Here is a 12,086-nt window from a genome sequence, read left to right on the forward strand (position 1 = left end):
TAGCCACCTTGTTCCGCCAGACCGTGGCTTACGAAGCCGGGCAGACGAGGGACCGAGACCTCCACGGCCTCCCACATCGGGGCCCGGAGCAGTCTACGTGCGCAATCCGGCCACAAGAGAGCGACGCGCCAAATTATCACGTTTATAATCTTCTATTGACCTGGCACCACCCGTGCGCTAGCGTGCAGAATTGCTGGCCACTATAGCGAAGATCAACGAAGACTCCCGTGTGCCCCGGCCCCGGCTTCGGCTTCGGCTTCGGCTTCGGCTTCGATGCGACTACCACGCTGTCGCTCGCCGCAGCCCCGTCGGGCCTCACCCGCACATCTATCATGATCGACTAGTCCACATCGGGCGCTCCGCGTGAGTGCGGAAGTGGCGTCGCTGACCTCACGGCACCGGGACCCCCGGCCCTCCCGGTCCCGACGCGACCAAAACCCGGAAGCAAGCCCTACTTTTCCCGTTGGTCAATTTGAAAAGAGTGACCGCATCGACCCGGCCACGCTTCCCGAAGCTACCGCAGCCGCCACGAAGGCGGGCCGCGAAACCACGGTCTCACTCTTTGTGGGAAAGAAATGCGATGGCAGTCGTAGGATCGCTATTACCAACGCCGTGCGACTCTCCGGTCGCTCAGTCAGCCAGCTGAACCACACCGCAACCGATTCGGGGCACTTCGCGTTTCCCGCGACCAAAGCCCAGCGGCAAAACCACGGCCAACGAGTTGCGGCGTGGGCACGATCGGCTTCCCGACCTGCCCACGCCGCAGAACTCTTACAGCTCGGTGATCGAACCACCGGCAGCGGTGATCTTCTCCTTGGCCGACGCGCTGAACGCGTGCGCCGAGACCTGGAGGGTCACGCCACCGAGGTCGCCGGTTCCGAGAACCTTGACCGGCTGGCCCTTGCGGACCGCACCGGCATCGACCAACTCGGCCGGGCCAACCTGGCCGCCGTTCGGGAACAGCTCGGCGAGCCGCTCCAGGTTGACGACCTGGAAGGTCACCTTGAACTTGTTCTTGAAGCCCTTCATCTTCGGCAGCCGCATGTGGATAGGCATCTGCCCACCCTCGAAGGCCGCCGAGATGTTCTTCCGGGCCTTGGACCCCTTGGTACCGCGACCGGCGGTCTTGCCCTTGGAGCCCTCACCACGACCCACACGGGTCTTGGTGGTCTTGGCACCCGGCGCCGGACGCAGGTGGTGGACCTTGATCGTCATTACTCGACCTCCTCGACCTTCACGAGGTGGTTGACCGTGAAGATCATGCCGCGAATCTCCGGACGGTCCTCCTTGACCACCACGTCGTTGATCCGCTTGAGCCCAAGCGAACGCAGCGAGTCCCGCTGATTCTGCTTGGTCCCAATCTCGGACCGGACCTGGGTGACCTTCAGGCGAGCCATCAGGACGCCACCTCCGCCCGCGACGCCAGCATGGCCGCCGGCGCAACGTCCTCAACCGGCAGGCCCCGCCGGGCGGCGACGGCCTCGGGGGACTCAAGCCCCTTCAGCGCCGCCAGCGTGGCGTGCACGATGTTGATCGGGTTGGACGACCCGAGGCTCTTCGAGAGCACATCGTGAATGCCGGCGCACTCCAACACGGCGCGGACCGGACCGCCGGCGATAACGCCGGTACCGGCCGAAGCCGGCTTCAGCAGCACGACACCAGCGGCGTCCTCGCCCTGCACCGGGTGCGGGATGGACTGACCAATCCGCGGCACCTTGAAGAAGTGCTTCTTGGCCTCCTCGACACCCTTGGCGATCGCCGCGGGCACCTCCTTGGCCTTTCCGTAGCCCACACCGACGGTGCCGTCGCCGTCGCCCACGATCACCAGGGCGGTGAAGCTGAAGCGACGACCACCCTTCACGACCTTTGCGACGCGGTTGATCGCGACGACCCGCTCGAGGTGCGGGGTCTTCTCGACGGGCGCGTTTCCGCGGCCGCCCTCACGGCGGTTGTCGCGGCGACCACCCTCGTTGCCACCGGACCCGCCGCCACGGCGCTGTTGACCTGGCATCAGCAGCCTTCCTTCTCTCTCGTGACGGGGTTTGTCAGAACTCGAGCCCGGCTTCGCGGGCGGCGTCGGCCAGCGCGGCAACCCGCCCCGCATACCGGTTGCCACCGCGGTCGAAGACGACCTTGGCGATACCAGCGGCCTTCGCCCGCTCGGCGAGCAGGACGCCGACCTTGCCGGCCAAGACACTCTTGTCGCCCTCGGTGCCCCGCAGCGAGGCATCCAGGGTCGAGGCCGAAACCAGGGTGTGCCCCTTGGTGTCGTCCACGATCTGGGCGACCATGTGCCGCAGCGAACGGGTGACCACCAGGCGGGGACGCGCGGGCGTACCACTGACCTGCCGGCGGACCCGGAAGTGCCGGCGCGCCCGCCCGACGGCGCGCTTGGCGGCGACGCCGCGGCGACGCTTGAGCAGCGTGGCGCTCACTTCTTACCTGCCTTTCCGGCCTTACGGCGGATCACTTCACCCTGGTACTTCACGCCCTTGCCCTTGTAGGGCTCCGGCGGACGGATCTTGCGGATGTTCGCGGCGACCTCACCGACCAGCTGCTTGTTGATGCCGGCCACGTGGAACAGCGTCGGCTTCTCCACCGAGAAGGTGATGCCCTCCGGCGCCACCACGGTGACCGGGTGCGAGAACCCGAGGGCGAACTCGAGGTCCTTGCCCTTCGCGGTAACCCGGTAACCGGTGCCCGCGATCTCCAGACTCTTCCGGTAGCCCTCGGTAACGCCGACGATCATGTTGGCGACCAGAGTACGGCTCAGTCCGTGCAGCTCCTTGGCCTTGCGCTCGTCATTCGGGCGAGCCACGTTCAGCTGCCCGTCCTCCGCACGGTCGATGGTGATCGGCTCGGCGATGGTGTGTGAGAGTTCGCCCTTGGGGCCCTTGACCGTGACGGTCTGGCCGGCAATCGTGACGTCAACGCCGGTTGGCACCGGGATCGACTTACGTCCAATACGCGACATTTCTACCTGTCTCCCGTTACCAGACGAAGGCGAGGACTTCCCCGCCAACGCTCCGCTTGCGGGCCTGCCGATCGGTGAGCAGCCCCTGGGACGTCGAAATGATCGCCACACCAAGCCCACCGAGCACCCGCGGGAGCTCACCCGACTTGGCGTACACCCGGAGGCCGGGCTTGGACACGCGCTTGATGCCGGCCAGGCTCCGCTCGCGGCTCTGGCCGTACTTCAGCTCGACGACCAGTCGCTTGCCGACGGCGCTCTCCTCGGGCTCCTCGACCAACCAGGTGCTGATGTACCCCTCGGACTTGAGGACCTCGGCGATATTCGCCTTGATCTTCGAGTAGGGCATCGTCACCCGGTCGTGGTACGCCTGGTTGGCGTTACGCAGACGCGTGAGCATGTCTGCGATCGGGTCGGTCATCGTCATTAAACTCGTCAACCTTTCTCGCCGGGGTTCCCGGTTGGTCCCGGGCCTACGGCGAAGAGACAGTGCAGCTGACGCGCGGAGCGCGCCGGGCTATTACCAGGAAGCCTTGGACACGCCGGGCAGCTCACCGCGGTGGGCCATCTCCCGGATGCAGACCCGGCAGAGACCGAACTTGCGGTAGACCGCCTTCGGACGCCCGCACCGCTGGCAGCGGGTGTACGCGCGAACCGAGAACTTCGGCTTCGCGGCCGCCTTGAGGATCAGCGCCTTCTTCGCCATCTCAGTTCTCCTTGAACGGGAAGCCCAGGAACTTGAGCAGCGCCCGGCCCTCATCGTCGGTCGTGGCGGTGGTGACCACCGTGATGTCCATGCCCCGCTGGCGATCGATCTTGTCCTGGTCGATCTCGTGGAACACCGACTGCTCGGTCAGACCGAACGTGTAGTTGCCGTTCCCGTCGAGCTTGCGCCCGTCGAGACCGCGGAAGTCACGGATTCGCGGCAGCGCAATGGAGAGCAGCCGGTCCAGGAACTCCCACATCCGGTCGCCGCGCAGAGTGACCTTCGCGCCGATCGGCATCCCCTCCCGCAGCTTGAACTGCGCGATGGACTTCGTGGCCCGCCGAACCTGCGGCTTCTGGCCGGTGATAGTGGCCAGATCGCGGACCGCACCGTCGATCAACTTGGCGTCCCGAGCGGCCTCGCCGACGCCCATGTTGACAACGATCTTGACCAGGCCCGGCACCTGCATCGGGTTGCCGTACTGGTACTGCTCCCGCAGCTGGCCCACGATCTCGTTACGGTACCGCTCCTTGAGGCGCGGCATGGTCTTGGTTTCGGTAGCCGTGGTCATGATGACAGGTCCTTACCGGTGCTACGCGCGATGCGGACCTTCTGGCCGTTGTCGTCGATCCGGTAGCCGACCCGGGTCGGCTTGCCGTCGGAGTCCAAGACCATCACGTTCGAGACGTGGATCGGAGCCTCCTGGGTGACGATGCCACCGGTCTTCGCGCCACGCTGGGTGGTGCTGATGCGAGTGTGCTTCTTGACCCGGTTCACGCCCTCGACCAGGACCTTGTCCTGCCGCGGGTAGGCCGCGATGACCTTACCCTTGGCGCCCTTGTCCTTGCCGGCGATGACGAGGACCGTGTCGCCCTTCCTGACCTTCACGGTCACAACACCTCCGGCGCGAGAGAAATAATCTTCATGAACCGCTTGTCCCGCAGCTCCCGGCCAACCGGGCCGAAGATACGGGTGCCACGCGGGTCCCCGCCGTCCTTGATGATGACGGCGGCGTTCTCGTCGAAGCGGATGTACGAGCCGTCCGGCCGCCGCTTCTCCTTGGCGGTACGGACGACGACCGCCTTCACGACATCGCCCTTCTTGACACCGGCACCCGGGATCGCGTCCTTGACGGTGGCCACGATGACGTCGCCGATGCTCGCGTAGCGCCGACCGGAGCCACCGAGCACCCGGATGCACAGGATCTCCCGGGCACCCGTGTTGTCGGCGACGCGCAGTCGCGACTCCTGCTGAATCACGTCTATCTCCTATGTCTGCCGGTTCTCCGGCCGCAGCACGGCGGCCGGAGCCTGGCGGAACCTGCGCCCGACCGGAACCGGCCGAGCTCGAGCCTTCGCTACTTGGCCTTCTCGAGGATCTCCACGAGCCGCCACCGCTTGGTGGCAGACAACGGCCGGGTCTCCATGATCAGGACCCGGTCGCCGATGCCGGCCGAGTTCTGCTCGTCGTGGACCTTCAGCTTGCTGGTACGGCGCATGATCTTGCCGTACAGCCCGTGCTTGACGCGGTCCTCGACCTCGACGACAACGGTCTTGTCCATCTTGTCGCTGACCACGAGGCCCTCACGAACCTTCCGGCGGGCCCGCGTGGTCGCGGTGGTGTTCTCGCTCATCCTGCAGTCACCTCAGTCGGCGCGGCCGAGAGCCCCAGCTCGCGTTCACGCATGATCGTGTAGATCCGGGCGATCTCCCGACGAATGACCTGCAGCCGCCGGTTGTTGTCCAGCTGCCCGGTTGCGGCCTGCACGCGGAGGTTGAACAGCTCCGCCTTAGCCTCGCGCAGCTTCGTGACCAGCTCCTCCTCGGAGAGTTCACGCAGCTCGGCGGCCTTAACGCCCGCTGCCATCAGGATTCACCCACTTCGCGTGTAACAATCCGGCACTTCATCGGGAGCTTGTGGATCGCGCGACGCATCGCCTCACGCGCGATCTGCTCGTTGGGGAAGGACATCTCGAAGAGCACCCGCCCCGGCTTCACGTTCGCGACCCACCACTCGGGAGAGCCCTTACCGGAACCCATCCGGGTCTCCGCCGGCTTCTTGGTGAGCGCCTGGTCCGGGAAGATCGTGATCCAGACCTTGCCACCACGCTTGATGTGCCGGGTCATCGCGATACGCGCCGACTCGATCTGGCGGTTGGTCACGTAGGCCGGCTCGAGAGCCTGGATCCCGAACTCGCCGAACACCACCCGGTTACCGCCCTTGGACGCGCCACTGCGGTCCGGGTGGTGCGGCTTGCGGAAGCCCTTCGGGGGCTTGCGCGGCATCAGCATCTGTCAGCCCTCCTGCTGCGTTTCTGCCGGCTGGGTGGCAGCCGACGCGACCGCGCCAGCGTCCACCGACTCGCCGCTCGGCGTCTCGGCCGCCTGCGCGATGGTGGTCGCGGCGGCTCGGCCGGCCTCGGTGCCACCAGCGGTGGTGCCGGACGAACCAGACCTACCCCGACGCGGACGCTCCGAGCGGTCGCCGCGCTCCCGTCGCGGGCGCGACGGCGCCTCGGCTGGGGTCTCCCGGCCCGGCACCGCGTCGCCCTTGTAGATCCAAACCTTCACGCCGATGCGGCCGAAGGTGGTCCGGGCCTCGAAGAAGCCGTACTCGATGTTGGCCCGAAGCGTGTGCAGCGGGACCCGGCCCTCGCGGTAGAACTCGGTCCGGCTCATCTCGGCACCACCGAGCCGCCCCGAGACCTGCACCCGGATGCCCTTGCAGACCGGGTTCTTCATCGCCGACTGCATGGCCTTGCGCATCGCCCGACGGAAGCTGACCCGGCTGGACAGCTGCTCGGCCACGCCCTGCGCGACGAGCTGCGCGTCCGACTCGGGGCTCTTCACCTCGATGATGTTGAGCTGGACCTGCTTACCGGTCAGCTTTTCCAGCTTGCCGCGAATCCGGTCGGCCTCGGCGCCCTTACGGCCGATCACGATGCCCGGCCGGGCGGTGTGGATGTCGACGCGGACCCGGTCCCGAGTGCGCTCGATGTCAACCTTGGAGATTCCCGCCCGCTCCAGGCCCTTGGACATCATCCGCCGGATCTTGACATCCTCGCCGACGTAGTCCTTGTAGAGCTTGTCCGCGAACCAGCGCGACTTCCAGTCGGTCGAGATGCCGAGCCGGAACCCGTGCGGGTGAACCTTCTGACCCATTACTCGGCACCCTCCGTCTTGCTCTCGGTCGCAGCTGGCGTGGTCTCCTTCGCCGGGGCCGCCTTCTTCGCCGCCGCCTTCTTCGGCGCAGCCGGCGCGACCGCCTCAACCACCACCGTGATGTGACAGGTGCGCTTCCGGATCCGGTACGCCCGGCCCTGGGCGCGCGGCTGGAACCGCTTCATCGTCGGGCCCTCGTCCACGTACGCCTCGCTGACGAGCAGCGCATCGGGGTCCAGCCGCTCGTTGTTCTCCGCGTTGGCGATCGCGCTCGCGAGTACCTTGTACACCTGCTCGCTCGCGGCCTGTGGCGCGAACTGCAGCACCGTGAGCGCCTCCTTCGCGGGCAGGCCGCGGACGAGGTTGACCACCCGGCGCGCCTTCATCGGCGAGATGCGCACGTACCGCGCAACCGCCCGCGCGCCCGGAAGCACCGGAGCGTCGCCCTTTCCTGGCATCGCTGTAACCCCTTGTTCCTCTATCCGTATGCCCGCGGCGTCAGCGCCGACGGCTCTTCCGGTCGTCCTTCTCGTGACCCTTGAACGTGCGGGTCAGCGCGAACTCGCCGAGCTTGTGCCCGACCATCGCCTCGGTCACGAATACCGGGACGTGCTTGCGTCCGTCGTGCACAGCGATCGTGTGACCCAGCATCTCCGGGATGATCGTCGAGCGCCGCGACCAGGTCTTGATGACGTTCTTGGTGCCCTTGTCGTTCTGCGTCTCCACCTTCTTGAGCAGGTGGTCGTCGATGAACGGGCCCTTCTTCAGGCTGCGAGGCATCTCTTATCTCCCTCAGCCGCGCTTACGCGTGGCGTAGCGACGGCGGACGATCAGCCGGTCACTCGGCTGGCCCTTACGGCGGGTACGGCCCTCGGGCTTACCCTGCGGGTTGACCGGGTGACGGCCACCAGAGGTCTTACCCTCACCACCACCGTGCGGGTGGTCGACCGGGTTCATGGCCACACCACGGACGGTCGGGCGCTTGCCCTTCCACCGCATCCGGCCGGCCTTGCCCCAGTTGATGTTTGACTGGTCGGCGTTGCCGATCTCACCAATGCTGGCCCGGCAGCGAACGTCGACGCGCCGGATCTCTCCGGACGGCATACGCAGGGTCGCGTAGGCGCCCTCCCGGCCGAGCAGCTGGATTCCGGTCCCCGCGGAGCGGGCCAGCTTGGCACCACCGCCCGGACGCAGCTCCACGTTGTGGATGGTCATACCGACCGGGATGTTCCGCAGCGGCAGGTTGTTGCCCGGCTTGATGTCGGCGCCCGGGCCCGACTCGACGATGTCGCCCTGCTTCAGGTCCTTCGGTGCGAGGATGTACCGCTTCTCGCCGTCCAGGAAGTGCAGCAGCGCGATCCGCGCGGTGCGGTTCGGGTCGTACTCGATATGCGCGACCTTCGCCGGCACGCCGTCCTTGTCGACCCGCTTGAAGTCGATGATCCGGTACTGGCGCTTGTGGCCGCCGCCCTGGTGGCGGGCGGTGATCCGGCCGTGGGCGTTACGCCCGCCCTTCTTCGGCAGCGGGGTCAGCAGCGACTTCTCCGGCGTAGACCGGGTGATCTCGGCGAAGTCGGCAACGCTCGAGCCACGCCGGCCCGGCGTCGTCGGCTTGTACTTACGGATAGCCATTGTCTACACCCCTCAGCTGACCGGGCCGCCGAAGGCCTCGATACGGTCACCGTCAGCCAGCTTCACCATCGCCCGCTTGGTGTCCTTGCGCTTGCCGAACCCGGTCCGGGTCCGCTTACGCTTGCCCACGCGGTTGAGCGTGTTGACCGTCAGGACGCGGACGTTGAAGATCTGCTCGATGGCGATCTTGATCGCGGTCTTGTTCGCGTCCGGGTGCACCAGGAACGTGTACCAGTTACGGTTCAGCTCGCTGTAGCTCTTCTCCGAGACGACCGGCGCAATGATGATGTCGCGCGGGTCGGCGATCGTGCTCACTTGCCACCCTCCTCGGTGGTCTCAGCGGGAACGCCCAGGAACTCCTCCAGGGCCTCCTTGGTGAAGACCACGTCGTCGGCCAGCAGCACGTCGTACGTGTTGAGCTGGCCGGACTCGATCAGGTGCACCCGCGGCTCGTTGCGCAGCGACACCCAGTTCAGCTCATCGGTGCTGCTCAGCACCACCAGCACCCGGCGCGCCTCGGTCAGCTTCGCCAAGGTGGCCAGGGCGGCCTTGGTCGACGGCTTCTCACCGGCGACGAACGCTTCGACGACGTGCACCTTGTCGGCGCGGGCCCGATCCGAGAGGGCACCCCGCAGCGCGGCGGCCTTCATCTTCTTCGGGGTCCGCTGGCTGTAGTCGCGCGGCACCGGGCCGTGGACCACGCCACCCCCGGCGAACTGCGGGGCGCGAATCGAGCCCTGACGGGCCCGGCCGGTGCCCTTCTGCTTGTAGGGCTTCTTGCCGCCGCCGGCAACCTCGCCCCGCGTCTTGGTCTTGTGCGTGCCCTGTCGGGCCGCCGCAAGCTGAGCCACCACAACCTGGTGCATCAGCGCGATGTTGGCCTGCGCGTCGAAGATGTCAGCGGGCAACTCGACGGAGCCGGCCTTGGTGCCTTCGACGGTGAGGACATCAACGGTGGTCACTTGGCTGCCCCACCCTTCTTCGCCTTGGCCGCAGTGCGAACCAGGACCAGCGCGCCCTTGGGGCCAGGGATGGCACCACGGACGAGCAGGAGATTGTTCTCGGTGTCAACCGCCTGGACGGTCAGGTTCTGGACGGTGTAGCGCACACCACCCATCCGGCCGGCCATCCGGGTGCCCTTGAAGACACGTCCCGGAGTGGCGCAGCCGCCGATCGAGCCCGGCGAGCGGTGCTTGCGCTCCACACCGTGGCTGGCGCGCAGGCCGTGGAAGCCGTGCCGCTTCATCGGGCCGGCGTAGCCCTTGCCCTTGGTCTTTCCGGTCACGTCGACCGAGATACCGGCCGGGAACTCCTCGACCGTGACCTCCTGGCCGGACGAGTACTCGCCGGCGTCGGTCGTGCGCAGCTCGACGATGTGCCGGCGCGGCGCGACATCGGCCTTTGCGTAGTGACCGCTGATCGGCTTCTTGACCTTGCGTGGGTCGATGGCGCCATACGCCAACTGGACCGCCGCGTAGCCGTCCTTCTCCTGGCTACGGACCTGGCTGACGACACACGGGCCGGCCTGCACCACAGTCACCGGGACAACACGGTTGTTGTCCCAGACCTGGGTCATGCCGAGCTTCGCGCCCAGGATCCCCTTGACTTGCCTGTCCATTTGTCCGATCCCTACAGCTTGATCTCGATGTCGACGCCAGCCGGCAGGTCGAGGCGCATGAGCGAGTCGACCGTCTTCGGGGTCGGGTCGATGATGTCGATCAGCCGCTTGTGCGTGCGCATCTCGAAGTGCTCGCGCGAGTCCTTGTACTTGTGCGGCGAGCGGATAACGCAGAAACGGTTGATCTCCGTGGGCAGCGGCACCGGGCCTGCGACCTGCGCCCCGGTGCGCGTCACCGTCTCGACGATCTTCCGAGCCGAGGAGTCGACGACCTCGTGGTCATAGGCCTTGAGCCGGATGCGGATCTTCTGTCCCGCCATAGTGGCTTCTGTTCCTTCTCTCGATGCCGCTGTGTTGCGGACGCCTGCGCCGAGTGGCACCGGGCCCGCTTCGCCGACCCCCGCGGTCGGGCGTGTCGCGCCTTTGGTTCAGAGTTCGCCCCGGGATTCCGGAGCGATCCTGCCGCGGTGGGTCATCACGTCGATCGCACAATGGCGATCTAGACGCCGCGCGAGGGTGGCCAGCGAAGCGTCGCCAACCACCCTGCGCCCGACTGGTCCCCCGCCCGGAGGTTCAGCGTCGCTGAACACGAACGGGGAAACCATCGTTACGCAACCTGACTAGTATGCCGCACGACCGGCGGCATACCTAATCGGGGTTACCTAGCTCACTTGATGATCTTGGTGACGCGACCCGCGCCAACCGTGCGGCCACCCTCGCGAATCGCGAACTTGAGGTTGTCCTCCATCGCGATGGGCTGGATCAGCTTCACGGTCATCGTGGTGTTGTCGCCCGGCATGACCATCTCGGTACCCTCGGGGAGGGTAACAACGCCGGTGACGTCCGTGGTCCGGAAGTAGAACTGCGGACGGTAGTTCTGGAAGAACGGCGTGTGGCGGCCGCCCTCCTCCTTGGAGAGGATGTAGACCGTCGCCTCGAACTCGGTGTGCGGGGTGGCGGTGCCCGGCTTGATGACGACCATGCCGCGCTCGACGTCCTCGCGCTTCACGCCACGCAGCAGCAGGCCGACGTTCTCACCCGCGCGAGCCTCGTCCAGCAGCTTCCGGAACATCTCGATGCCGGTGCAGGTGGTCTTCGTCGACTTCTCACGGATGCCGACGAGCTCCACCTCCTCGTTCGGCTTCAGCACGCCACGCTCGGCGCGACCGGTGACGACCGTGCCCCGGCCGGTGATCGTGAAGACGTCCTCGATCGGCATCAGGAACGGCTTCTCGATCTCGCGCTCCGGCTGCGGGATCGAGGTGTCGACCGCGGTCATCAGCTCCATGAGCTTGCCGGCCCACTCCGGGTCACCCTCAAGGGCCTTCAGCGCGGACACCCGCACGACCGGCAGGTCGTCGCCCGGGTACTCCTGCGAGGAGAGCAGCTCACGAACCTCGAGCTCGACGAGCTCAAGGAGCTCCTCGTCGTCAACCATGTCGCTCTTGTTGAGCGCCACGACGATGTACGGCACGCCAACCTGGCGGGCCAGCAGCACGTGCTCGCGGGTCTGCGGCATCGGGCCATCGGTCGCCGCGACCACGAGGATCGCACCGTCCATCTGGGCCGCACCGGTGATCATGTTCTTGATGTAGTCGGCGTGACCGGGGCAGTCGACGTGCGCGTAGTGCCGCGCCTCGGTCTGGTACTCGACGTGCGCGATCGAGATCGTGATGCCGCGGGCCTTCTCCTCCGGCGCCTTGTCGATCTCGTCGAACGGCATGTACGGGTTCAGGTCCGGGTACTGGTCGTGCAGGACCTTGGTGATGGCCGCCGTCAGCGTCGTCTTACCGTGGTCGATGTGACCAATGGTGCCGATGTTGACGTGCGGCTTAGTCCGCTCGAACTTCGCCTTCGCCACTGGTGTCCTCCTGTGGACTTTCTTGGTTCGTTCGCCCCGGTGCGCCGGTCGGCGCTTAGGACTCTGTCGACAGCCTTTCCGGCCTGATGGCCGGGAAGCCATTTGTGGGTTCTGCGGCGATGAAGCCTACAGGCCCG

General features: G+C 66.6%; 22 protein-coding genes. All 22 read right to left on the reverse strand.

Annotated features, from left to right (window positions below):
• Nucleotides 1-771: 771 nt before the first annotated feature.
• Nucleotides 772-1,215, reverse strand: coding sequence for a 50S ribosomal protein L15 (gene rplO, locus STROP_RS19640; protein ID WP_012015109.1), 444 nt, complete (start codon nucleotides 1,213-1,215; stop codon nucleotides 772-774).
• Entirely contained in the window at nucleotides 1,215-1,397 is a 183-nt protein-coding gene (gene rpmD, locus STROP_RS19645) for a 50S ribosomal protein L30 (RefSeq protein ID WP_012015110.1), read from the reverse strand. Before rpmD ends, rplO begins: the two co-directional genes overlap by 1 nt.
• Nucleotides 1,397-2,011 carry a 30S ribosomal protein S5 gene (gene rpsE / locus STROP_RS19650; protein ID WP_012015111.1) on the reverse strand — a complete coding sequence of 205 codons (615 nt, stop codon included), beginning with the start codon at nucleotides 2,009-2,011 and terminating at the stop codon, nucleotides 1,397-1,399. Before rpsE ends, rpmD begins: the two co-directional genes overlap by 1 nt.
• 34 nt (nucleotides 2,012-2,045) lie before the next feature.
• Nucleotides 2,046-2,435 (reverse strand): 50S ribosomal protein L18, encoded by a 390-nt coding sequence (gene rplR, locus STROP_RS19655; protein ID WP_012015112.1) that lies wholly within the window; start codon nucleotides 2,433-2,435, stop codon nucleotides 2,046-2,048.
• Nucleotides 2,432-2,974: a 50S ribosomal protein L6 gene (gene rplF / locus STROP_RS19660; protein WP_012015113.1), complete on the reverse strand. Its 543-nt coding sequence runs from the start codon at nucleotides 2,972-2,974 to the stop codon at nucleotides 2,432-2,434. The genes rplR and rplF overlap by 4 nt, the downstream gene beginning before the upstream one ends.
• Nucleotides 2,975-2,990: 16 nt before the next feature.
• The gene (gene rpsH, locus STROP_RS19665; protein ID WP_012015114.1) at nucleotides 2,991-3,398 is read right to left on the reverse strand and encodes a 30S ribosomal protein S8; all 408 of its coding nucleotides are present in this window, start codon (nucleotides 3,396-3,398) and stop codon (nucleotides 2,991-2,993) included.
• 93 nt (nucleotides 3,399-3,491) lie between these two features.
• Nucleotides 3,492-3,677 (reverse strand): type Z 30S ribosomal protein S14, encoded by a 186-nt coding sequence (locus STROP_RS19670; RefSeq protein WP_007073023.1) that lies wholly within the window; start codon nucleotides 3,675-3,677, stop codon nucleotides 3,492-3,494.
• Between the two features lies 1 nt (nucleotide 3,678).
• The gene (rplE, locus tag STROP_RS19675) at nucleotides 3,679-4,248 is read right to left on the reverse strand and encodes a 50S ribosomal protein L5 (protein WP_012015115.1); all 570 of its coding nucleotides are present in this window, start codon (nucleotides 4,246-4,248) and stop codon (nucleotides 3,679-3,681) included.
• Nucleotides 4,245-4,571, reverse strand: a complete 327-nt coding sequence (rplX, locus tag STROP_RS19680) for a 50S ribosomal protein L24 (RefSeq protein ID WP_012015116.1) — start codon at nucleotides 4,569-4,571, stop codon at nucleotides 4,245-4,247. Before rplX ends, rplE begins: the two co-directional genes overlap by 4 nt.
• Complete coding sequence (gene rplN, locus STROP_RS19685; protein ID WP_007073026.1) at nucleotides 4,568-4,936, reverse strand: 50S ribosomal protein L14; 369 nt, start codon at nucleotides 4,934-4,936, stop codon at nucleotides 4,568-4,570. The genes rplX and rplN overlap by 4 nt, the downstream gene beginning before the upstream one ends.
• A 98-nt stretch (nucleotides 4,937-5,034) precedes the next feature.
• Nucleotides 5,035-5,310: a 30S ribosomal protein S17 gene (rpsQ, locus tag STROP_RS19690; RefSeq protein WP_012015117.1), complete on the reverse strand. Its 276-nt coding sequence runs from the start codon at nucleotides 5,308-5,310 to the stop codon at nucleotides 5,035-5,037.
• Nucleotides 5,307-5,543, reverse strand: a complete 237-nt coding sequence (rpmC, locus tag STROP_RS19695; protein ID WP_012015118.1) for a 50S ribosomal protein L29 — start codon at nucleotides 5,541-5,543, stop codon at nucleotides 5,307-5,309. The genes rpsQ and rpmC overlap by 4 nt, the downstream gene beginning before the upstream one ends.
• Nucleotides 5,543-5,968 carry a 50S ribosomal protein L16 gene (gene rplP / locus STROP_RS19700; protein ID WP_007465292.1) on the reverse strand — a complete coding sequence of 142 codons (426 nt, stop codon included), beginning with the start codon at nucleotides 5,966-5,968 and terminating at the stop codon, nucleotides 5,543-5,545. Before rplP ends, rpmC begins: the two co-directional genes overlap by 1 nt.
• A 3-nt stretch (nucleotides 5,969-5,971) precedes the next feature.
• Nucleotides 5,972-6,838 carry a 30S ribosomal protein S3 gene (gene rpsC, locus STROP_RS19705; protein WP_012015119.1) on the reverse strand — a complete coding sequence of 289 codons (867 nt, stop codon included), beginning with the start codon at nucleotides 6,836-6,838 and terminating at the stop codon, nucleotides 5,972-5,974.
• The gene (gene rplV / locus STROP_RS19710; protein WP_012015120.1) at nucleotides 6,838-7,296 is read right to left on the reverse strand and encodes a 50S ribosomal protein L22; all 459 of its coding nucleotides are present in this window, start codon (nucleotides 7,294-7,296) and stop codon (nucleotides 6,838-6,840) included. The genes rpsC and rplV overlap by 1 nt, the downstream gene beginning before the upstream one ends.
• Before the next feature lie 40 nt (nucleotides 7,297-7,336).
• Nucleotides 7,337-7,618 (reverse strand): 30S ribosomal protein S19, encoded by a 282-nt coding sequence (gene rpsS / locus STROP_RS19715; RefSeq protein ID WP_012015121.1) that lies wholly within the window; start codon nucleotides 7,616-7,618, stop codon nucleotides 7,337-7,339.
• Between the two features lie 12 nt (nucleotides 7,619-7,630).
• Nucleotides 7,631-8,470: a 50S ribosomal protein L2 gene (gene rplB / locus STROP_RS19720; RefSeq protein ID WP_012015122.1), complete on the reverse strand. Its 840-nt coding sequence runs from the start codon at nucleotides 8,468-8,470 to the stop codon at nucleotides 7,631-7,633.
• A 12-nt stretch (nucleotides 8,471-8,482) separates the two neighbouring features.
• Nucleotides 8,483-8,785, reverse strand: coding sequence for a 50S ribosomal protein L23 (rplW, locus tag STROP_RS19725; protein WP_012015123.1), 303 nt, complete (start codon nucleotides 8,783-8,785; stop codon nucleotides 8,483-8,485).
• On the reverse strand, nucleotides 8,782-9,432 hold the full coding sequence (gene rplD, locus STROP_RS19730) for a 50S ribosomal protein L4 (RefSeq protein WP_012015124.1): 651 nt from the start codon (nucleotides 9,430-9,432) through the stop codon (nucleotides 8,782-8,784). Before rplD ends, rplW begins: the two co-directional genes overlap by 4 nt.
• Entirely contained in the window at nucleotides 9,429-10,088 is a 660-nt protein-coding gene (rplC, locus tag STROP_RS19735; RefSeq protein ID WP_012015125.1) for a 50S ribosomal protein L3, read from the reverse strand. Before rplC ends, rplD begins: the two co-directional genes overlap by 4 nt.
• An 11-nt stretch (nucleotides 10,089-10,099) precedes the next feature.
• On the reverse strand, nucleotides 10,100-10,408 hold the full coding sequence (gene rpsJ / locus STROP_RS19740) for a 30S ribosomal protein S10 (RefSeq protein ID WP_007073037.1): 309 nt from the start codon (nucleotides 10,406-10,408) through the stop codon (nucleotides 10,100-10,102).
• 347 nt (nucleotides 10,409-10,755) lie between these two features.
• Nucleotides 10,756-11,949, reverse strand: coding sequence for an elongation factor Tu (gene tuf / locus STROP_RS19745; RefSeq protein ID WP_012015126.1), 1,194 nt, complete (start codon nucleotides 11,947-11,949; stop codon nucleotides 10,756-10,758).
• Between the last annotated feature and the right edge of the window lie 137 nt (nucleotides 11,950-12,086).

The organism is Salinispora tropica CNB-440, assembly GCF_000016425.1.
Taxonomy (GTDB): domain Bacteria; phylum Actinomycetota; class Actinomycetes; order Mycobacteriales; family Micromonosporaceae; genus Micromonospora; species Micromonospora tropica.